The sequence below is a fragment of the Vibrio mytili genome (assembly GCF_000830505.1).
Lineage (GTDB): Bacteria > Pseudomonadota > Gammaproteobacteria > Enterobacterales > Vibrionaceae > Vibrio > Vibrio mytili.
Genome location: NZ_JXOK01000081.1, coordinates 55854 through 78017, shown reverse-complemented (window position 1 = coordinate 78017; position 22164 = coordinate 55854). Strand labels below are relative to the sequence as shown.

Below are 22164 nucleotides of genomic sequence, written 5' to 3'. Positions count from 1 at the left end.
TTTTTCTCAGATATAGTTAAGGTGCCAAGTAACATGGATTCCATGCTGCTTTATATGATCGATTTATTCGGCACAGCGGTTTTCGCTGTGTCAGGAGTCATACTTGCGGGTCGGCTGAAGATGGACCCTTTTGGTGTGGTTGTTCTTGCCAGTGTCACAGCCATTGGTGGCGGCACGATACGAGATATGGCGCTGGGCGCAACCCCCGTATTTTGGATCACCGACACTACTTATCTGTGGGTCATTTTCGTCACCTGTTTACTGACCATGCTTTTAGTACGCCGTCCAAAACGCCTTCCTTGGTGGGTTTTACCGGTATGTGATGCTATCGGGCTCTCTGTATTCGTTGGTATCGGGGTAGAAAAAGCCATGACATACAATGAGTCCGGGTTGGTTGCTGTGATCATGGCGGTCATCACTGGCTGTGGCGGCGGAATTATACGAGACGTACTTGCTCGCGAAGTTCCAATGGTGCTCAGAAGCGAAGTGTATGCCACAGCATGTATCATCGGTGGTATTTTTCATACGACGGCATTGAGCATGGGCTATGACCACTCAAGCGCCATGCTCGCAGGCGTAACCTCAACACTGATCATTCGCCTTGGGGCCATTCGATGGCATCTCTCGTTACCAACCTTTGCGATTAACCGCTAAATTTGCCTGGTAATGCTTTTATAGCAATACTTTTTCGAGTCGACATTCCGTCGACTCTTTTTACTTTATGGTCCTCGCTAACGGCCCTCTAATAGGATAAATTCATCCTACCATTCCTCTTTTTCATCAATTGTTATGTTATTAGAAGGCATCGAAACACTGCTCGTACTGAGTAGAGAAAAAACCATGAGCCGCACAGGCAGTCAACTGTATATTAGCCAGTCAGCCGTCAGCAAGCGGATTGCAAATTTAGAAAAAAAGCTTGGCAAAAAGCTGATTGAGCCCGACGGCAGGCACATCAAATTAACCTCCGATGCTCTGGCGCTCATCAATACAATAGAACCCACATTTAACGAGCTAAGAGGACAGATTTACGATCAACAAGAGCTCGAAGATACCTCATTAATCAAAATAGATTGTTCTGAAACTTTAGTGGCAGGCTATCTGAGTATCATTATGGAACAACGACTAGCATGGGATCCTTACCTCAGAATCTCAACTAATCATACGCCAAGAATCGTAGAGAACGTCAAATCTGGCCGAGCAACCCTTGGTTTCTGCGCGGGTTACTTACCTCCTCACCATGGCCTGATGAGCTTCCACCTTGGTGATGAGCCGTTCTCGGTAATCAGTAAGTACCCGCTAACACAACTACCACAAGCGATTTTAACCAACGACTTGAATAATCCAGCCAACACCTATCAACAAGCTATTTTGTCGAAGCACAATATCCAACCTTTGATGGAGATGGACTCCTACACGGCTGCAGCACAGTTGGCATTAGGCGGTATGGCGCCAGCGTTGATACCTAAATCAATCATCAAAACGCTCAATATCCCCCCCAATTTCTGCTACGAATTTAAAGAGTTAGAGCCCCTGATCCGCCCGATCCATGTCTGCTTACGGCACAACACTTATCGCAATCAGCGAATTAAAACAATGATAGAAGCCATTGCTGATGTTGTTGCCAAAGAAGTTTTGTTGCCATCAACATCGACATGGTAATCACGAGAGGTCGAATCCATTTCTGCCCCTTCGTCACCACGACTTTTGCACCTAACCGTGCGCCAATGAAACCGCCCACTGCCATGGTTAAACCAATTTCCCACACCGGCAGCCCAGCAAGGATAAAAAACAACAGCGCAGCGATGTTTGAAGTGAAATTGAGAATCTTGGTGCGTGCCGTGGCATCAACTAAAGAGAAATGACCAAGCGCAACAAAGCAAACCGTAAAGATAGATCCGTACCGGGCCCAAAGAAACCGTCATAAAAACCAACCCCACCACCAATACAAAGCGCAAACATCGCCTCGGATAATCTGGGCTCGCCTTCGGTTTTCTTTGTCGTTGGAGCCAAAAGGAAGTACAGAGAGATGGCAATAAGAAGAAGTGGAATAAGACTAGTGAGGATGCCAGCATCAATAAATTGTACCGCTTCGGCACCAATCGCCGCCCCGATAAAAGTACAACAAATCGCAACGCGCATCTCTTTTAAACTGACAATGCCATTCCGGATAAAGTACAAACTAGCAGAAAAACTGCCAAATGAACTTTGTAATTTGTTGGTTGCCAATGCCTGAGTTGGACTAAGCCCTGCTGCCAATAAAGCTGGAAGCGTTATCAATCCACCGCCCCCTGCCATCGCGTCGATAAACCCTGCCACAGATGCAACAAAAAACAACGCGGTTAATACCTCTAACGTGAGCTCCACTGACACTTCCTTGTTCAAATATACTGAAGAGAGCTAAACGGTAGCACTGACTCCCTAAAACGAAAAAGGAAAGTCTAGATATCAACCTATTCCCAAAATTCATGAATACAAACAAATAAAAACAAAAAAGCCCGCTCAAATGAGCGGGCAATGAGGTTGTCATATAAGCTCTGACTTGCGAGCTTATTGATTTTTATTAAGTACGCTTACTTTATTTTCGCATGCAACTCTTGTACTGACATCACAGAGCTTTTCGCATCGGCTGTGTGAGACATACAGGTTGCAAACGCTGCGTTCAGCGTAGTGGTGTAGTTCACTTTCTCTGCCAGCGCTCCACGACGTAGAACTTTCGAATCTTCGATCGCTTGACGGCCTGCTGCCGTGTTCACAATGTAGGTATATTCGTTGTTCTTGATACGGTCAAGGATATGCGGACGACCTTCGTGTACTTTGTTAACCAGACGAGGATTGATACCCGCTTCGCCTAGAATCACTGCCGTACCGTGAGTCGCATCTAGCTGATAGCCAAGTTTTACTAACTTAGAAGCGAGATCAACCACACGCTCTTTATCGCCTTCACGTACTGATAGTAACGCACGGCCGCCTTCTGGATATACAGCGCCACAGCCAAGTTCCGCTTTCGCATAAGCTTCTGCGAACGTTGCACCGACGCCCATTACCTCACCAGTTGAGCGCATTTCTGGGCCCAATAACGGGTCAACGCCAGGGAACTTGTTAAACGGTAGAACCACTTCTTTCACTGAGTAGTAAGGAGGAATGATCTCTTTCGTAAATCCTTGCGACTCTAGAGATTGACCTGCCATAACACGTGCAGCAATTTTCGCTAATGGCGCACCAGTTGCTTTCGAAACGAATGGAACCGTACGCGCAGCACGAGGGTTAACTTCGATGAGGTACACTTCGTTGTCTTTTACGGCAAACTGAGTATTCATCAAACCACGTACACCCAGTTCAAACGCAAGCTTCTCAACCTGCTCACGCATCTTATCCTGGATTTCCTGGCTTAACGTATAAGCCGGTAGTGAACATGCTGAGTCACCTGAGTGAACACCCGCTTGTTCAATGTGCTCCATGATACCGCCGATAACCACTCGCTCACCGTCGCAGATAGCATCGATATCCACTTCTGTTGCGTCATCTAGGAAACGGTCTAGTAGTACTGGGGACTCATTCGATACACTGACCGCTTCGTTAAAGTAACGACGTAGATCTTGCTCATCGTAAACGATTTCCATCGCACGGCCACCAAGTACATACGATGGACGAACAACCAATGGGAAACCAATTTCTTTTGATTTCTCGATGGCTTGCTCCATCGCCGTTACCGTTGCGTTTTTTGGCTGAAGAAGGCCTAAACGTTCAACGGCCGCCTGGAAACGCTCACGGTCTTCTGCACGGTCGATAGCATCTGGCTAGTACCAATAATTGGCACACCTGCTGCTTCTAGGGCACGCGCCAGTTTCAGTGGTGTTTGGCCACCGTACTGAACAATCACACCTTTTGGTTTTTCAACGCGAGCGATAGACAAAACATCTTCCAGAGTGACTGGTTCAAAGTACAAACGGTCAGACGTATCGTAGTCAGTCGATACCGTTTCTGGGTTACAGTTCACCATGATGGTTTCGTAACCGTCTTCGCGCAGTGCTAGTGATGCGTGTACACAACAATAGTCAAATTCAATACCTTGACCAATACGGTTTGGACCGCCGCCAAGAACCATGATCTTGTCTTTGTCTGTTGGGTTTGCTTCACACTCTTCATCGTAAGATGAGTACATGTAAGCCGTGTCAGAAGAGAATTCTGCTGCACACGTATCCACTCGTTTGTAAACCGGGTGAATGTCGAACTGTTCACGAGCGCGACGAATTTCGCTTTCAGCAACACCAAGTAGTTTAGATAGGCGAGCATCAGAGAAGCTTTACGCTTCAAGGTACGAAGCACGTCTTTGGTCAAGCCAGCGTAACCACCTGCTTTCACTTCTTCTTCTAGTTTCACTAGTTCTTCAATTTGAACCAGGAACCAGCGGTCAATGTTAGTCAGGTTGAATACACCATCAACCGACATGCCTGCACGGAATGCGTCAGCGATGTACCAGATACGCTCAGCACCAGCTTCTTTCAGTTCGTGACGAATCTTAGTCAGTGCATCTGGCGCTTCCAGATCAACCATCTCGTCAAAACCAGTCGCGCCAACTTCTAGGCCACGTAGTGCTTTGTGAAGAGACTCTTGTTGGTTACGACCAATCGCCATCACCTCACCAACTGACTTCATCTGTGTTGTCAGACGGTCGTTAGCACCTGCAAATTTCTCGAAGTTAAAGCGAGGAATCTTAGTTACTACGTAGTCGATAGTTGGTTCGAATGATGCTGGAGTTGCACCGCCCGTGATGTCGTTTTGTAGCTCGTCCAGAGTAAAACCAACAGCCAGTTTCGCTGCAATCTTAGCGATAGGGAAACCCGTTGCTTTCGACGCTAGAGCAGAAGAACGAGATACACGTGGGTTCATCTCGATGATAACCATACGGCCATCTTTCGGGTTGATACCAAACTGTACGTTTGAACCACCTGTTTCCACGCCGATTTCACGCAGAACTGCTAGCGATGCATTACGCATTAGCTGGTATTCTTTGTCCGTCAGGGTTTGCGCCGGTGCAACCGTGATTGAGTCACCTGTGTGGATGCCCATTGGGTCGAAGTTTTCGATTGAACATACGATGATACAGTTGTCCGCTTTGTCGCGAACTACTTCCATTTCATACTCTTTCCAACCGATTAGAGATTCATCGATAAGCAGTTCGTTAGTCGGAGAAAGATCCAGACCACGACGACAGATTTCTTCGAACTCTTCTTTGTTGTAAGCGATACCGCCACCAGTACCACCCATCGTAAATGATGGACGGATGATACAAGGGAAGCCAACCATGTCTAAAACTTTGTAAGCTTCTTCCATGCTCTTCGCAGTATCTGCGCGAGGACACTCAAGGCCGATAGACTTCATTGCTTTATCGAAGCGAGAACGGTCTTCCGCTTTATCAATCGCGTCAGCGGTTGCACCAATCATTTCTACGCCGAACTCTTCAAGAACGCCATGCTTCTCTAGATCTAGAGCACAGTTAAGCGCAGTCTGACCACCCATTGTCGGTAGAACCGCATCTGGACGCTCTTTTTCGATGATCTTGCGTACCACTTCCCATTGGATTGGCTCGATGTAAGTTGCATCAGCCATCTCTGGGTCAGTCATGATCGTCGCAGGGTTCGAGTTAACCAGAATAACTCGGTAGCCTTCTTCACGAAGTGCTTTACACGCTTGTGCGCCAGAGTAGTCAAACTCACATGCCTGACCGATAACAATCGGACCAGCACCAAGAATTAGAATACTTTGAATGTCAGTACGTTTTGGCATTATCTACTACTCCGAATTAAGCGCTGTGTTGTTTGATTAGTTCGATAAAGTGGTCAAAAAGCGGTGCTGCGTCATGTGGACCTGGGCTCGCTTCTGGGTGACCTTGGAAGCTAAATGCTGGCTTATCTGTACGGTGGATACCTTGCAGAGAGCCATCAAATAGAGATACGTGAGTTGCACGTAGGTTTTCCGGTAGCGTTGCTTCGTCCGCTGCAAAACCGTGGTTTTGAGAGGTAATCATTACAACGTTACGATCTAAATCTTTAACTGGGTGGTTCGCACCGTGGTGACCAAACTTCATTTTCACAGTTTGTGCACCAGACGCTAGCGCCAGGATTTGGTGACCCAGACAGATACCAAAGATAGGTAAGCCTTTTTCTAGGAACACTTTTGTTGCTTCAATAGCGTAAGTACATGGTTCAGGGTCACCAGGGCCGTTTGATAGGAAAACGCCATCTGGATTAAGAGCCAGTACTTCTTCTGCTGACGTTTCAGCAGGTACAACCGTTAAGCGGCAACCGCGGTCAACCAACATGCGTAGGATGTTTCGCTTTGCTCCGAAGTCGTATGCCACGACGTGGTACGGCAGCTCGCTGTCATCTTTCGCTTCTGGAAGTCCACTTTCGAGCGTCCACGAACCTTGCTTCCATTGATACGCTTCTTTTGTTGTAACTTCTTTCGCAAGATCCATTCCTTTTAAGCCAGGGAATTCTTTTGCTTTAGCCAACGCTAAAGCTTCATCTAAGTTATCGCCCGCAACGATACAACCGTTCTGCGCGCCTTTCTCACGTAAAATACGTGTTAGCTTGCGCGTATCGATGTCAGCGATACCAACAATGTGTTGCGACTTAAGATAATCAGAAAGGGATTGCTCATTACGGAAGTTAGAAGCGATAAGAGGAAGATCGCGAATCACAAGGCCTTGTGCGTGGATAGAAGAGGATTCTTCATCTTCGGAAGTGGTTCCGGTATTGCCAATGTGGGGATAAGTAAGAGTAACGATTTGCTGAGAATAGGAAGGATCAGTGAGGATTTCTTGATACCCCGTCATCGAGGTATTAAAAACGACTTCACCGACGGAAACGCCGTCTGCCCCTATGGACACTCCGCGGAACACTGTCCCATCTTCTAGGACTAACAGTGCTAATTTACCCAAGACAACCTCCAGAATAAAAATGCAAAAAAAATAAATCAAACTGCAATAATGCCTTCCTTTACCTAAAAAGTTTATATAAATAGGTATTTCAGACAAATTGGCGGTATTCTAAAGACGGACTTAAATACTGTCAACATACAATCAAAAATAAATTATCTTTTTCTAGCCAGTAAAGCTAAACAGCCACAATAAGCGCTAAAAAAACAAGTTTAAACGCCATTTCCATCGTGACATAGGGATTTTTTATAAATTTCACAAGTTTGAACTTTTTCGACATCACAAAAAATCAGGACATCTTCACGCAAACGATACCCAAACAAAGAAAACTATATAATTTAAGCAATAAAGACAAAATCTACTACATAACCAGCAAAATCATCACCAAACTAGAGTGAAAATGGCGATTGTATCGTAGCGTTTCATTTACATCATTTTTAACATGTATAAAAAAGCCGGCATACGCCGGCGAATAATTATGTATTTACAGTTCGTTCAAACCTAAGACATCCGTCATGGTATAAAAGCCGGCTGGCTTAGTATGTAACCATGCTGCCGCTTTGACTGCACCATTGGCAAAGGTCATGCGGTCTGTGGCTTTATGCGTGATCTCGACACGCTCACCAATATCAGCGAACATCGCGGTATGCTCACCGATGATATCGCCTGCACGAATGGTCGCAAAGCCAATTTCATCTTTAGTACGCTCACCAGTAATGCCTTCACGAGCGTAGACAGCGACGTCATTGAGCTGGTTACCCATGGCGCCAGCAATCGCCTCTCCCATACCAATAGCAGTACCTGAAGGCGCATCAACTTTATGACGGTGGTGCGCTTCGACGATTTCAATATCGCAGTAGTCACCCATGACTTTGGCGGCTTTTTCTAGCAACTTAAAAACCAAGTTCACACCCACAGAGTAATTTGGAGCCATAACCACCGGCACTTGTTTAGCTGCCTCATCAATAAGCGCGCGTTCTTCATCACTGAAGCCAGTTGTACCGATCACAATGCTTTTACCATGCTGTCTGCATAACTCGAGGTTGGCCAATGTACTTACTGGCGCGGTAAAATCGATGATGACATCGAAGTTATCCACTTCTTTAGCGAGGTCATCTGTCAAAACAACATCAAACTTACCTTCCCCACAAAGCTCACCAATATCAACGCCCACTAATGAAGACTCCGGTCTTTCGGATCCTGCTGTAACTGAAGCGGTTTGGTTAAGATGTGAAGCTTTCACTAAGTTGCGGCCCATTCGGCCAGCTGCGCCTGCGATTGCAATACGAACCATTGCGTTGTCTCTCCTTCTCTGGATAACGACGTATCATCTCGTTATCTCTGGTTTCGCGGTCTCTTTTTAAACTAACAACATAGCTTGCTAACCACAAGGTGATTAGTACGAAACTATAAAGAAAACGTCTCGACGACTCGTTCAACAATCGGCTGATTAGCCTCTGGGAAAGTATATTGACCTAGCTCGCTAATGTTGACCCATCGACCTTCTTGACCTTCTCGCCCATAAGGCTCGTTTTTAAACGCCGTCACTAAGATAAAATCAAACTTCAACGATTTATCTGGATAATCATATTCAAGGTGTTCAAACGGAACTTGCTCCGTCACCTGAATACCAATTTCCTCTTCCAGTTCACGAGCCATGGCCTGAGCGATGGTTTCACCAGCCTCAACTTTGCCACCAGGAAACTCCCAAAAACCACCTTTATGTTTGTCGGTTGGACGTTTAGTAATAAAGGCTTGCGATTTATCTTGGTTAAAGATGATCGCAGCAACAATGTGAATTCTTTTCATAGCTAATGCCTGTTCTCTTGATACAAAAAGAGCCGCCTAGGCGACTCTTTTTCATTTGGTAATAAACCAATTAGTCAATTTTGCCGTGGCACTGTTTGTACTTCTTGCCACTGCCACATGGGCAAGGTTCATTACGGCCAACCTTTCGCTCATCGCGAACTACAGGTTGATGTGAATCTCCGGACTCTTCACCATCTGACAACTGGTTTTCTGCCGTTGCGTGTTGAGCTTGTGCCCGGCGAGCCGCTTCTTCGGCTTGTGCACGACGCTGCTCTTCCATACGCTCAACTTCTTCCTGTTGCTGAACGCGAACCCGAGACAGTACAGTAATCACATCCGATTTTAGTGCATCTAATAAACCTTCAAACAGCTCAAACGATTCACGTTTGTACTCTTGTTTCGGGTTCTTCTGTGCATAACCACGCAAATGAATACCTTGACGTAAGTGATCCATTGCCGCTAAGTGCTCTTTCCAAAGCGTATCCAGCGTTTGTAACATCACGGATTTCTCGAAGTTACGTAGTACCTGGGCACCAACCACTTCTTCTTTCGCTTTGTAGACTTCAACCGCTAGAGCAATGATCTTTTCACGAAGTGCTTCTTCGTAAAGCTTGTCATCTTCTTCAAGCCACTGTTTAACTGGTGCATCCAGATCAAAGTCGGCTTTAAGACGTTCTTGAAGCCCCTCAACATCCCACATATCTTCAAGTGATTGTGGTGGAATGTACTCATCAATGATCGCCGTGATGACATCTTCACGATTCTGTTCGATCATTTCACTGATATCGTCAGCACTCATCAATTCATCGCGTAATTCATACACGACTTTACGTTGATCGTTCGCCACATCATCGTATTCCAGAAGCTGCTTACGAATATCGAAGTTACGTCCTTCAACTTTACGCTGTGCTTTTTCAATTGAACGAGACAGCATTTTCGATTCAATCGCTTCGCCTTCATCCATACCACTTTGGATCAGGTTAGCCATGCGATCCGAAGTAAAGATACGTAGCAGTGAATCTTCCATCGACAGGTAGAAACGCGACGAGCCCGCATCACCCTGACGACCAGAACGGCCACGTAGCTGGTTATCGATACGACGAGATTCATGGCGTTCTGTACCAATAATGTGTAAGCCGCCTGCTTCCAGCACTTTATCATGCACGACTTTCCAATCCGCTTTGATCGCATCGATTTGCTCTTGGGTTGGATTTTCCAGCATTTCAACTTTTGATTGCCAGCTACCACCAAGCACGATATCGGTACCACGACCAGCCATGTTGGTTGCGATAGTAACCGCACCTGGCATACCTGCTTCAGCAACAATTTCAGCTTCTTTCTCGTGGAATTTAGCGTTCAATACATTGTGCTTAATCTTGGCTTTTTTAAGTGCGTTAGACAACAACTCAGATTTTTCGATCGATACCGTACCGACCAAAGTGGGCTGACCTTTTGCTACACGCTCTTTAATATCTTCGATGATAGCGGCGAATTTTTCTGCCTCAGTACGGTAAACGACATCAGGCATGTCGTTACGAATCATTGGTTTATTGGTTGGTACAACCACAGTTTCCAAGCCATAAATAGACTGAAATTCGAACGCTTCTGTATCCGCAGTACCCGTCATACCTGACAGTTTTTCGTAAAGGCGGAAGTAATTCTGGAAAGTGATAGAAGCCAGAGTTTGGTTCTCATTCTGAATCTTAACGCCTTCTTTCGCCTCTACCGCTTGATGCAGACCTTCAGACCAACGACGTCCTGGCATGGTACGGCCGGTATGTTCGTCAACGATAACCACTTCACCTTCATCCGTCACAATGTAGTCAACGTTACGTTCGAACAGAACGTGCGCACGAAGTGCTGCATTCACATGGTGAAGCAAGCTGATGTTGGTTGGTGAGTAAAGTGTATCACCCTCTTCCATCAAACCATTTTTAACCATCAGTTCTTCGACAAATTCTTGGCCGGTTTCGGTCAGGTAAACTTGTTTTGCTTTCTCATCAAGTGTGTAGTGACCATCACCACGATACTCTTCTGAGTCTTCTTTATCTTGTCTTTTTAAATGTGGAATCAATAAATTAATGCGAGTGTACAGTTCTGAGCTGTCTTCGGCAGGGCCGGAAATAATAAGCGGAGTACGTGCTTCATCGATAAGAATGGAGTCGACCTCATCGACAACGGCAAAGAAACGCTCGCGCTGCACACGATCTTCGGTACGAAAAGCCATGTTGTCACGAAGGTAGTCAAAACCAAACTCGTTATTGGTTCCGTATAAAATATCGGCTTGGTATGCTTCTTTTTTCTCTTGCGGATGCATATTAGGCACGTTAACGCCAACGGTCATACCAAGGAATTCAAACAGTGGACGGTTTGTTTCTGCGTCACGCTTAGCCAAGTAATCGTTCACCGTAACAATGTGAACCCCTTTCCCAGCCAATGCATTAAGATAAGCGGGCAAAGTAGCAGTCAGTGTTTTACCTTCACCTGTGCGCATTTCTGCAATTTGACCAGAGTTCAGTACCATACCACCAATGAGCTGAACGTCGAAATGACGCATACCGTAAATGCGTTTTGACGCTTCGCGAACGGTTGCAAAAGCTTCTGGAAGAAGTTTATCAAGTGTTTCGCCTTTCTCTAGGCGCTCACGAAATTCAACGGTTTTCGCTTTCAGTTCTTCATCGGAGAGAGCCTCAAAAGTTGGCTCGTAATTATTAATCTCTTTTACAATTTTTCTAAGGCGGCGCAGTGTTCGGTCGTTGCGACTGCCAATAACTTTTGTCAGTAGCTTAGTTATCATTTTTCGTGGTTCTCTCTGTAATCAGACCGTTCCCGATCTTCTCATAATGCCTTCAGTCTCTACCAGTTTTGAACTAAGAATACTGAGATAAATCATTTATCAAAGATATTGAGCTCAAACATCCATATTTCAAGGCTAAATTTTGAAACAATGTGGCTTAGTGTAAGGATTTTTCACCAATACAACCATAAGTAGGCGTATTTGTTTGAAGCACTCTGAAATTTTTAATGAAATTGTACTGGATTTACTATTTATTCCTGTCATTTTTCAGAGTAAGTTGTGCTTGCGTTATACGATTACGTTTAAACGCGTTAATGTAAACTATACCTAGAGATAAAGCTGCTCTAGAATTGAGTATATCTAAACAAAATAAGATTTTACCTATGCGTGATCATCGCCCTACTTCTACCGAAGATGTTATTGCCGACTCTCAGTTTAAGCAGATTCAAGAGCATGCTGGAGAAATCTTGCAACTCAATCAAGCTTTACAAGCTATTCTACCACAAGGTACGGCAGATCATTGCCGTGTCGCGAATGTTCGCCACGGACATCTTTTGATCGACGTATCCAGCGCCTCGATCAAAATGAAGATCGATTATGATCGCCTAATGATCCTCAATAAACTACGCACCCAAGGTTACGCTAAGCTCGTTAGTGTTGAAGTTCGGATCAACCCATCACTATATCGAAACCGATTTGTGCAAGATGACCGTCCCAAACGGCCACCGTTAACAGAATCAGCTGCCAAATCATTGATGACCATTGCAGACATGGCACCACCTAAAATTCAGATGCGCCTCAAAAGGTTAGCGGATATGGCAGAAAAATCGAAACCATAGCACCCTTATTTATGATTCGCTTTGCCACTAACGGATAAACAGGACAAATTTTAGACAGAAAAAAACCAGGCCGAGACCTGGTTTTTGAATTTCTAACTTGGGGTTAAGCGAGTACCATATTTGGCTCTGCAAACGCCACTGGTGAGCCTACTTCTTCTTCGAACGTCGTCCATTCCCATGCTTCTTGGTCGGCCAAAACAGCACGAAGAAGTTGGTTATTAAGACCGTGACCTGATTTAAATGCACGGAACTCACCAATAATCGGGTGACCACACATGTAAAGGTCGCCAATAGCATCCAACACTTTATGAGTCACAAACTCATTTTCGAATCGTAAGCCTTCTTCGTTTAGAATACGGTAATCATCCAAAACGATAGCGTTATCAAAGCTACCACCTAAAACAAGGTTTTGCGATTGTAAGTACTCGATATCACGCATGAAACCAAACGTACGCGCTCGAGATATCTCACGTACAAAACCTTTCGATGAAAAATCAAATAGAAGGCGTTGTTCGTCTGATTCAATCGCAGGATGCTCGAAGTCAATCTCGAAGTCCATGCGGAAACCATTAAATGGGACAAACTCTGCCCACTTATCGCCATCTTCGAAGCGAACTGGTTTCTTAATACGGATAAAGCGTTTTGGCACATTTTGCATTTCGATACCCGCTTGCTGAAGCAAGTATACGAATGGGCTAGCACTACCATCCATAATTGGAATTTCAGGTGCGTCAACCTCGACAACAATGTTGTCGATGCCCATACCAGCAAGTGCGGCATTCAAGTGTTCAACTGTTGAAATACGCACGCCTTCGTCGTTAACCAATGCTGTACATAACATAGTGTCACGAACCGATGCTGGATCAGCTGGAAAATCTACAGGAGGATTCACGTCCGTACGACGATAAATAATCCCCGTATTTGCAGCAGCTGGGCGCAGAGTAAGCGTGACTTTACGACCAGAGTGGAGACCCACACCAGTTGTTTTCACTATTTCTTTCAGAGTACGTTGTCTGATCATCTGCTTGCCTCTTTACAATGCGCTACAAAACACAGTCGTTTGTAACATTGACAATGAATCCTATCATAATTTTGAACCGTGTCAAATTTATGGATTAAAGATTAATCAGCTTGACGACGCAAAAATGCCGGAATATCAAGATAGCCGTTTTCTTTTTCTTGCTTTGGCGCTGCTGAGCTTTGGCTCGGTGACGCTGCTGCAGAAGAAGAAGCATTATTTGCTTGCTGATGAGTTACCTGTGGCTTCTCTTGCATTTGAGTCTGCAAGGTTTGTGCCTGTTTCTCTTCAGCTTGCGTTGCCGCTGCTTGTTGTTGTGGTTGAGCTTGTGTCGCTGGTGCGACATTCGCTTTTCCACCTGCAACGAGCGTAATATCAGGTTTTTTCTCGTTGCCAATACCTGTTGCTACCACAGTGACTCGGATTTCGTCAGTCATATCAGGGTCTAAAGACGTACCAATAACAACGGTCGCATTGTCAGAAGCAAATGCTTTAACGGTGTTACCAACTGTCTCAAACTCATCAAGACGCATATCCAGACCAGCAGTAATGTTAACAAGTACACCACGTGCACCAGCCAAGTCGATATCTTCAAGAAGTGGCTCGAAATCGCCATTTCAGCCGCTTCTTCAGCACGATCTTCGCCTTTAGCAATGCCGCTACCCATCATCGCGTGACCCATTTCAGACATCACTGTTCTTACGTCGCAAAGTCGACGTTGATCATGCCTGGACGAGTAATCAGCTCCGCAATACCTTGTACCGCATTTTTCAGAACATCGTTTGCACTAGCAAACGCTTCCAATAGCGTGACACCACGACCTAATACTTTCAGTAGCTTTTCGTTTGGAATCGTAATCAATGAGTCAACGTGTTTTGACAACTCATCAATACCTTGCTCTGCAAACGCTAAACGCTTCTTACCCTCGAAACTGAATGGTTTCGTGACGACAGCAACAGTAAGAATATTGAGTTCTTTTGCTACTTCAGCAATAACAGGAGCTGCACCAGTCCCTGTACCACCGCCCATACCCGCTGCGATAAACACCATATCGGCACCGGTTAGGGAATCTTTAATTCTATCTCTGTCTTCGAGAGCTGCCTCACGGCCAACCTGTGGATTCGCACCTGCCCCCAGACCTTTAGTGATATCCCCACCAATCTGAATGACATTGCCAACGCTTGTCTTACGAAGTGCTTGCGCATCAGTATTTACGCTGATGAATTCCACACCTTCGATGGATTCACGCACCATGTGTTCAACAGCGTTACCACCGCCGCCACCAACTCCAACGACCTTGATTACTGCATCGTCAGACATTTCCATCATCGGTTCAAACATGTGTTGTCTCCGTTTATCCTGCAACTCAGGTTAAAACTCTTTTTGTATCCAGTTACGCAATTTATCAAAGAAGCCAGTTACGGATGAACGAGAAGAAGAACGCTTCGGTTCGTTATAATCGCTATCGTCACTAGATTGTATGTCTCTTGCGTAATGAAGTAATCCAACTGCCGTAGAATGGTACGGCTCTTTTACATAGTCAGTTAAGCCGCTGACTTCAAGCGGTTTGCCGACCCTTACTTGATTGCGGAATACGCGTTCCGCACATTCTATCACACCATCCATTTGCGCTGCACCGCCTGTGAGTACAACACCTGCAGCGAGTTGATGCTTAATGCCCTCTTCGCGCAATTTAGCTTGAACGGTATCGATAGTTTGGTTAACCAACCCCATTAGTTCAGAATAACGTGGTTCAATGACTTCTGACAATGTTTGTCGCTGTAGACTCCGCGAAGGACGTCCGCCGACACTTGGTACGTTAACCGTATCATCCTTGCTGACTAGTTCACTCAAAGCGCAGCCATATTTCACTTTTATTTCTTCAGCATCGCTTACTGGCGTGCCAAAAGCAAAGGCAATATCACTGGTTACTGCATTTCCTGCGTACGAAAATACTTCTGTGTGACGTAGCGCACCACCCGTCCAGATAGAAACATCCATCGTGCCGGCGCCAATATCCACCACACAAACTCCGAGCTCTCTTTCATCCTCGGTGATCACGGCATTACTTGCCGCAAGACCGGAAAAAACAAGTTGCTCTACTTTAAGACCACAACGTTCTACGGCCTTAATAATGTTGCGCGCCATATCATTATGGCAGGAAATAAGATGGACACTGACTTCCATTCTTACTCCAGAAAGACCAAGCGGGTTTTTAATCCCTTCTTGGTAGTCGATAGTGAACTCTTGTGGAATCACATGAAGAATTCGTTGCTCATCACCGATTTTGATTGATTTGGCGGTATGGATCGCTCTGTCCATGTCTTCTTGAGACACTTCTTCATCCGATATAGTACCCATACCTTTTTCAATTCGGCTTGCGATATGTTTACCAGACAACGAGATAAATACCCTGCTGATTTGGCACTCGGCCATTAATTCAGCTTGATCAACTGCGCGTTGTACTGATTTTACCACCGATTCCAAATCATTCACGCCACCCTTATCCATGCCGCGCGAGGGGCTACTACCTGCGCCAATAATATTAATTTGGCCATCCGGTAGAATCTCACCCACTAGAGCTGAAACGGTTGCAGTGCCTATATCGAGACCAACAATAATGTTGTCATCTGCGGCCTTAGTCATTTGTGCTCTCTTTTACCTCTTGTTCAGGAAACCAACCGACCGCGGCCCCTGTATCGTACCTGAGATCGATATAACTGATTCTTTGCGTGTCACTGCCAAGCTTGTTATATAGCGAGAAAAAACGCTCTATACGCTCAAGAAGAGACTCTTTACCTAGCTCTAATCGAATACCGTTATCAAGGATAATTTGCCAAGCTCTTCGCTCATTTAGCACTAGAGAAGATATCGCTAATCCCAATTGCTGAAACCTTGGACTCAAATCGCGGTAGGTCTTTAAGACTTCCTGACCGCTATCCTTGGGACCATAAAGCTTAACTTTGTCTTCCTCTAACAGTGCAACGTCCCCATCAAAAACGAAACCATTATTATCGATGAGTTCGTTACCATTCCAGATGGCTTCAGGGTAATGCTCTGTCAAAAAAACTTTTATTGTGTCTGGCCATTGTTTTCGGATCGCAGCATGAGCGACCCAAGGTAAGGCTTCAACACTTTGCTGTAATACATCAATGTCCTGCGACATAAATGTACCGATGTGGTCAATTTGGCTGAATGCGGCCTGCACATCGTCAGCTTTGACATACTCCAGTTGTCCCTGGAGTACTATTTTGGAAAGAGGTAACCTTTGGTCATCCCACATCCAACTGATCGCCGAGTACAAAACAGAACTAATTAAGGTCACAACTACAACGAAAAATAGCGCACCCAAGATGGTTTCTTGGCGACCACGGGCATTCCTCTCGGCGCTTGGTCGCTCTTCATTCAGTGCAAGATTAAACAATGTCTTCGTTTCCTGATTTTTGTCCTGAACTTTTGCTGACAAATGCCTCAGCAAAAGTATTGACTTTAACCTTGGGATTATACTGAGCTCTGATAAACTATCAAACACTGAAAGCAATAAATAACAACGTTAATGACGCAAAATCGAGATCTATGTCTTTATCTGTCGTTTGCAATAATGCTCTCTTTTACCCAAGCATCTTATTGATATTCAACTCAAGAGAAGCAAGTTGTTTTGCCACTTTACCAACATCCCCTGCACCCTGAGTCAAAATTAGGTCTCCGTCTTGTATTACGTTTGCCAAAACAGAAGGCAATTGTTCTATTTCTGGCACAAAAATCGGATCGACCTTACCTCGACTGCGAATAGTACGACACAATGCTCGTCCATCAGCTCCAGCAATAGGTTTCTCACCTGCCGCATAAACATCTAACATAATTAACACATCGACTTGCTCAAGTACGTTGGCAAAATCATCATACAAATCGCGCGTTCGACTATAACGATGCGGCTGGAAGATCATCACTAAGCGCTTATCTTGCCATCCACTGCGGGCGGCATTAATCGTCACGCCAACTTCTGTTGGATGATGGCCATAATCGTCCACGAGCATCGCATGACCATTTCCTGTCTCAAATTCACCAAGATGATCAAAACGACGCCCGGTACCTTGCGTACCTGCCATCGCTTTTAAAATTGCGTCATCATCAACGTCATCTTCAGTGGCTACCGCGATAGCGGCAGAGGCATTTAACGCATTATGACGACCAGGTATATTAAGGGTGATCTCTAAGTCATCTCTGCCCTGACGCACAACGGTAAACTTGCCTTGTTGACCGTGCTGACGGTAGTTCTCGATACGTACATCAGCATCGTCTGAAAACCCGTAAGTGATCACTTGACGACTAATGCGTGGAATCAACTCACGAATCACAGGATCATCAATACAAACAATGGCTTGTCCGTAAAAAGGTAAATTATGTAAAAAGTCGATGAAGGTTTGCTTTAATGTCTCGAAATCACCGCCATAGGTATCCATGTGGTCAGCTTCGATGTTGGTGACAATACTTACCATTGGTTGGAGGTGCAGAAATGACGCGTCACTTTCGTCCGCTTCAGCGATCAAAATACGACTGGAACCCAAGCGAGCATTGGTGCCCGCACTTTTGACTAAGCCACCATTCACGAATGTTGGATCTAAACCAGCCTCCGAATATATTTGGGTAACAAGCGCAGTTGTTGTGGTTTTTCCATGTGTACCCGCAACAGCAATACCATGGCGAAAGCGCATCAGCTCGGCTAACATTTCCGCTCTTCGTACGATCGGTATACGCTTATCACGAGCGGCAATGACTTCAGGGTTTTCTTCGTTAATCGCAGTAGAAACAACAACCACACTCGCCTTTTCAACATTACTCGCCTGGTGACCAATGAAAATCGTGGCCCCTTTAGATGCTAAGCGCTCAGTAACGAGGTTGTTTGCCAGATCAGATCCGGTAATTTGGTAGCCTTCGTTTAGTAGGACTTCGGCAATACCGCTCATCCCAGCGCCACCAATTCCGATAAAATGAATTGATTTCACGCGACGCATCTCTGGCACCATCGCGCGAATCTGAGCTAAGTCTTGTGTGTGTTTAATAGTCATCGATTTCTATTCTCGGTAATTCGTTAACGCTATTGAGTTAAGCTGTGTAGTTTTGCTATATGAGTTAGAGCTGTTTCGTCAGAATTATTTGGTCAGAGTTACAATAGCTTGCGCCACCGTTTTATCTGCATCTAATTTCGCAGCTTGGCGTGCGTGCTGAGCCATTGAAAGCAACGTTTGGCGATCTAACTGCTGGATCTGGGCGGTCAAAGACGCCACGGTCAAATCGGGCTGCTCTATCATTTTGGCAGCACCACACTCAACTAAGTGATCCGCATTGAGCGCCTGTTGACGATCTTTATGCATAAACGGAACAAAAATTGCGCCGACACCAGCCGCTGAGACCTCGGATACCGTCAACGCGCCAGAGCGACATACCAATAGATCAGCCCATGCATAAGCTTCGGCAACATCATCAATAAACTCAGACACTTGCGCATTCGACACATGGTTAGCTTGGTAAGCGGCATTGACTTCATCTGCAGCCCCTTTGCCAGCTTGATGACGAATACAATATTCATTACCCAAATTTGCCATCACCTCTGGGAGAGTTTGGTTAAGAACTCGCGCTCCTTGCTACCGCCCATCACCAAAATCCGAATCGGCCCTTGGCGGTTATTCATTCGCAATTCAGGTGCCTCAAGTTGTGTCACGTCCTCACGGACAGGGTTACCAACGACTTCAGCGGTTGGGAAGGCGCCAGGGAACGCTTGAAACACTTTCTTGGCGATTTTAGACAACCATTGGTTGGTTAGGCCTGCCACTGCATTTTGCTCATGCAATACAACAGGGATGCCGCTTATCCAAGCCGCAATGCCGCCAGGACCACTCACATACCCTCCCATGCCTAACACAGCATCGGGTTGCCAACGCTTCATATGAGTACGAGCCTGCATGATCGCGTTAATAATTTGGAAAGGCGCAGCAAGAAGGCGTTTGATTCCTTGCCCTCTTAGACCTTTAACTTTAATGAAGTCGATTTCAATACCATGCTTTGGCACTAAATCGGCTTCCATGCGATCCGCGGTTCCTAACCAACGAATTTCCCAACCTTGTTGCTGTAATTGTTTAGCAACCGCAAGGCCTGGGAACACGTGACCACCGGTACCACCAGCCATCACCATCAAACGTTTATTTTGCTTCTTCATGATTTTGTAGTTCTGATTGTTGTTTCGCATGTTGTTGCTCGCGTTTTAAGCGACATTCATGGTCAATCCGCAGCAACATGGATACTGCGACAGACATAATAATCAGACTGGAACCACCATAACTGATCAGAGGGAGAGTAAGACCTTTAGTTGGAACAATACCCGCGGCGGCACCAACGTTGACTAACGTCTGAAAGGCAAACCAAATACCGATTCCTATAGCTAAGTAGCCGCCAAACACCTCTCCGTCTTCGAAAGCGCGTTTACCGATATACACCGCTTTTAGTACTAAACTGAAAATCAGTATCAACACCAGAACTACACCCACAAAGCCCAGTTCTTCAGCCAATACAGCAAACACAAAGTCAGTATGCGCCTCTGGAAGGTATTCGAGTTTTTGCACCGAGTTGCCTAAACCTTGCCCAAACCACTCGCCGCGGCCAAAGGCCATTAAAGATTGCGTTAACTGATAGCCACTACCGAACGGGTCTTCCCACGGGTCAAGAAATGACGTAACGCGTCGCATACGGTAAGGCTCGACCAAAATCAAACCGACAACTGCGCCAATGCCAGCGACCATAAGCGCTAAAAACTGGGTGAGCTTGGCGCCCGCAATAAACAGCATACCAAACAGGGTCACCAACATAACGACCACCGTACCTAAGTCAGGCTGACCAAGCAGAAGAACCGCATAAAAGGCAAAAACCATAATAGGTTTCATAAAGCCGCCAAAAAAGGTTTCGCGTACCTCGTCTTGCTTTCTTACCAGATAACCAGACATAAAGATAAACAGCGAAAGCTTTGCAACCTCGGCAGGTTGGAGGTTAAAAAGACCGAGTGGAATCCAACGAGATGCACCGTTGACCGATTTACCCGCGACAAGCACCACAATAAGCAGAATAAACGAGATCCAAAGTAAATAATGGCTTCTTTTAAACCATTCATTCAAAGGGATCTGAAGAATAACCACGGATGCCCCTATCGCCAGCACCAAAAACGAAGCATGACGGAACATAAAGTGGAAGGGATCATCCGTCAGCCGAGAACTGATAGGAAACGATGCCGACGTAACCATGACTAGACCGGTCAACATCAAACCCAGTGCAATCCACACCAATTGACGATCAAACAGAGCCTCTGGCGCGGGATGAGTGAGCCAATTGCCAATACTGCGTTTAATGTTCCCTAAAACCACGGAATGCGTAACCTATAATTATGCGTATTGTTGAGCAAGAGCAGCGAAAGCATCACCTCTTGCCATGAAGTTGTCGAATTGATCAAAGCTAGCACATGCAGGCGACAGCATCACCATATCTCCCGACTTTAGCTTCGGAGCGATATGATGAATAACGTCTTCCATTCGTTCAAAACGTAAAGCAGAGTCGTGCAATGTCATAAAGTCATCCCCATCCTGACCAAAACAGCATAGTTGTAGGTCTAAGGTTGAAAATACTGGCTTCAAAGGGGAGAAATCTGCGCCTTTGCCTACGCCACCGACTAAAAGGAAAAGTTTCCCCGTCGACTCGAGCCCTGACAGTGCAGCCATTGTGCTTGCAATATTGGTGGCTTTAGAGTCATTGACCCATTTAACTCCCTGATTATCAGCAACCACCTGACACCGATGTGTCAGTCCTGTGTAATTTTTCAGTGCACTCAACGCGTCGTGATAATCGATGCCAGCCGCTTTCAGTAAGGCCAATACCACCAAAGCATTTAATAAGTTGTGCTTACCGACTAGCTTAAGCTCATCACTTGCTACAATCCTTTGACCATGGTCAAGCAACCACGTTCTATTGCCATCGACTTCTAAACCATAAGCATGATTATCCGCGCCAAAAGTCTGTGTGGGGATATTTCCCTCTGGATATGTCGCCAGATCGTCACGATTAACGACAGCAAGTTCAGCGTGTTGGAAGATACGCAACTTAGCTTTGCGATAGTCAGCCATATCGTCATAGCGATCCATATGGTCTTCAGACAGGTTAAGAAACGCGGCCGCTTTCAATTTAAGGCTTGATGTCGTCTCCAACTGGAAACTTGATAGTTCCAGTACATACAAATCCGCTTCTTGTTCCAGCAAATCCAACGCAGGCACGCCAATATTACCGCCGACAGCGACTTGTAAACCCGCCGCTTTTGCCATCACTCCGGTCAAATCGGTAACGGTGCTCTTGCCATTTGAGCCCGTAATTGCCACCACGGGTTTGTTAACCGCCCATGCGAACAGTTCGATGTCACCGATAACTGGCGTTCCACGACGTTGAACACCTTGAATTTCTGGCGTTGAGAGTGCGATTCCTGGGTTAGTTACTACAAGATCAGCGCGTTCTAACCAACCTATATTCCAGCCACCGCTGTGTAATTCGACACCTTTTGGGAGGCGGTCTGCCCCGGGAGGTGTCGGTCTAGTATCAATCACCTTAACCACAAGGTGTGGTTGATTTTTGATGAGATGCTTAACGACAGAGAGCCCGGTAATACCGAGCCCTACAACGACGACCTGATGTATGTTTTGCCAACGTTCCATATATGATCACACTGTAT

Annotated in this window: 13 protein-coding genes and 4 pseudogenes; 3 read left to right on the top strand and 14 right to left on the bottom strand. The window is 45.7% G+C overall.

Going from position 1 to position 22164, the window contains the following annotated elements; genetic code table 11:
• The first annotated feature begins 33 nt into the window (after positions 1–33).
• The gene (locus SU60_RS19280) at positions 34–654 is read left to right on the top strand and encodes a TRIC cation channel family protein (protein ID WP_041156936.1); all 621 of its coding nucleotides are present in this window, start codon (positions 34–36) and stop codon (positions 652–654) included.
• Between the two features lie 135 nt (positions 655–789).
• A complete protein-coding gene (locus tag SU60_RS19275; protein WP_041156935.1) occupies positions 790–1659 on the top strand; it encodes a LysR family transcriptional regulator in 870 nt (289 codons plus the stop codon).
• On the opposite strand, the pseudogene SU60_RS19270 reads toward SU60_RS19275, so the two are convergent.
• The 6 genes and pseudogenes from SU60_RS19270 to secA all read right to left on the bottom strand — a co-directional run bounded on the left by SU60_RS19270 (position 1586) and on the right by secA (position 11546).
• A pseudogene (locus SU60_RS19270) lies at positions 1586–2364 on the bottom strand (TSUP family transporter). The gene SU60_RS19275 and the pseudogene SU60_RS19270 overlap by 74 nt on opposite strands.
• A 206-nt stretch (positions 2365–2570) precedes the next feature.
• Positions 2571–5787 (bottom strand): annotated as a pseudogene (carB, locus tag SU60_RS19265) (carbamoyl-phosphate synthase large subunit).
• 16 nt (positions 5788–5803) lie between these two features.
• A complete protein-coding gene (gene carA, locus SU60_RS19260; RefSeq protein ID WP_041156934.1) occupies positions 5804–6943 on the bottom strand; it encodes a glutamine-hydrolyzing carbamoyl-phosphate synthase small subunit in 1140 nt (379 codons plus the stop codon).
• Between the two features lie 481 nt (positions 6944–7424).
• Positions 7425–8234 (bottom strand): 4-hydroxy-tetrahydrodipicolinate reductase, encoded by an 810-nt coding sequence (dapB, locus tag SU60_RS19255; protein WP_041156933.1) that lies wholly within the window; start codon positions 8232–8234, stop codon positions 7425–7427.
• 113 nt (positions 8235–8347) lie between these two features.
• Complete coding sequence (gene mutT, locus SU60_RS19250) at positions 8348–8749, bottom strand: 8-oxo-dGTP diphosphatase MutT (protein ID WP_041156932.1); 402 nt, start codon at positions 8747–8749, stop codon at positions 8348–8350.
• Between the two features lie 70 nt (positions 8750–8819).
• Positions 8820–11546, bottom strand: a complete 2727-nt coding sequence (gene secA / locus SU60_RS19245; protein WP_041156931.1) for a preprotein translocase subunit SecA — start codon at positions 11544–11546, stop codon at positions 8820–8822.
• A 383-nt stretch (positions 11547–11929) separates the two neighbouring features.
• Between secA and SU60_RS19240 the strand changes: the two genes are divergently transcribed.
• Complete coding sequence (locus tag SU60_RS19240; RefSeq protein ID WP_041156930.1) at positions 11930–12385, top strand: DUF721 domain-containing protein; 456 nt, start codon at positions 11930–11932, stop codon at positions 12383–12385.
• Between the two features lie 103 nt (positions 12386–12488).
• Here SU60_RS19240 and lpxC read toward each other — a convergent pair whose 3' ends face one another.
• From lpxC to murD, 8 genes and pseudogenes are all read right to left on the bottom strand, one after another.
• Complete coding sequence (lpxC, locus tag SU60_RS19235) at positions 12489–13406, bottom strand: UDP-3-O-acyl-N-acetylglucosamine deacetylase (protein ID WP_041156929.1); 918 nt, start codon at positions 13404–13406, stop codon at positions 12489–12491.
• A gap of 101 nt (positions 13407–13507) precedes the next feature.
• Positions 13508–14744, bottom strand: a pseudogene (gene ftsZ, locus SU60_RS19230) (cell division protein FtsZ).
• A 30-nt stretch (positions 14745–14774) separates the two neighbouring features.
• On the bottom strand, positions 14775–16049 hold the full coding sequence (gene ftsA, locus SU60_RS19225) for a cell division protein FtsA (RefSeq protein ID WP_041156928.1): 1275 nt from the start codon (positions 16047–16049) through the stop codon (positions 14775–14777).
• Positions 16042–16827, bottom strand: coding sequence for a cell division protein FtsQ/DivIB (locus SU60_RS19220; protein ID WP_041157009.1), 786 nt, complete (start codon positions 16825–16827; stop codon positions 16042–16044). The genes ftsA and SU60_RS19220 overlap by 8 nt, the downstream gene beginning before the upstream one ends.
• A 187-nt stretch (positions 16828–17014) precedes the next feature.
• Positions 17015–18472 carry a UDP-N-acetylmuramate--L-alanine ligase gene (gene murC / locus SU60_RS19215; RefSeq protein ID WP_041156927.1) on the bottom strand — a complete coding sequence of 486 codons (1458 nt, stop codon included), beginning with the start codon at positions 18470–18472 and terminating at the stop codon, positions 17015–17017.
• Between the two features lie 84 nt (positions 18473–18556).
• Positions 18557–19596 (bottom strand): annotated as a pseudogene (murG, locus tag SU60_RS19210) (undecaprenyldiphospho-muramoylpentapeptide beta-N-acetylglucosaminyltransferase).
• A gap of 7 nt (positions 19597–19603) precedes the next feature.
• Entirely contained in the window at positions 19604–20815 is a 1212-nt protein-coding gene (ftsW, locus tag SU60_RS19205; protein WP_041156926.1) for a cell division protein FtsW, read from the bottom strand.
• Positions 20816–20833: 18 nt separating this feature from the next.
• On the bottom strand, positions 20834–22147 hold the full coding sequence (gene murD / locus SU60_RS19200) for a UDP-N-acetylmuramoyl-L-alanine--D-glutamate ligase (protein ID WP_041156925.1): 1314 nt from the start codon (positions 22145–22147) through the stop codon (positions 20834–20836).
• Positions 22148–22164: the final 17 nt, after the last annotated feature.

Coding starts and splice junctions, on each gene's coding strand:
- SU60_RS19280 (WP_041156936.1), top strand. CDS start 34: ATGGATTCCATGCTGCTTTATATGATCGATTTATTCGGCACAGCGGTT.
- lpxC (WP_041156929.1), bottom strand. CDS start 13,406: ATGATCAGACAACGTACTCTGAAAGAAATAGTGAAAACAACTGGTGTG.
- dapB (WP_041156933.1), bottom strand. CDS start 8,234: ATGGTTCGTATTGCAATCGCAGGCGCAGCTGGCCGAATGGGCCGCAAC.
- secA (WP_041156931.1), bottom strand. CDS start 11,546: ATGATAACTAAGCTACTGACAAAAGTTATTGGCAGTCGCAACGACCGA.
- ftsA (WP_041156928.1), bottom strand. CDS start 16,049: ATGACTAAGGCCGCAGATGACAACATTATTGTTGGTCTCGATATAGGC.
- mutT (WP_041156932.1), bottom strand. CDS start 8,749: ATGAAAAGAATTCACATTGTTGCTGCGATCATCTTTAACCAAGATAAA.
- murC (WP_041156927.1), bottom strand. CDS start 18,472: ATGACTATTAAACACACACAAGACTTAGCTCAGATTCGCGCGATGGTG.
- murD (WP_041156925.1), bottom strand. CDS start 22,147: ATGGAACGTTGGCAAAACATACATCAGGTCGTCGTTGTAGGGCTCGGT.
- SU60_RS19275 (WP_041156935.1), top strand. CDS start 790: ATGTTATTAGAAGGCATCGAAACACTGCTCGTACTGAGTAGAGAAAAA.
- SU60_RS19240 (WP_041156930.1), top strand. CDS start 11,930: ATGCGTGATCATCGCCCTACTTCTACCGAAGATGTTATTGCCGACTCT.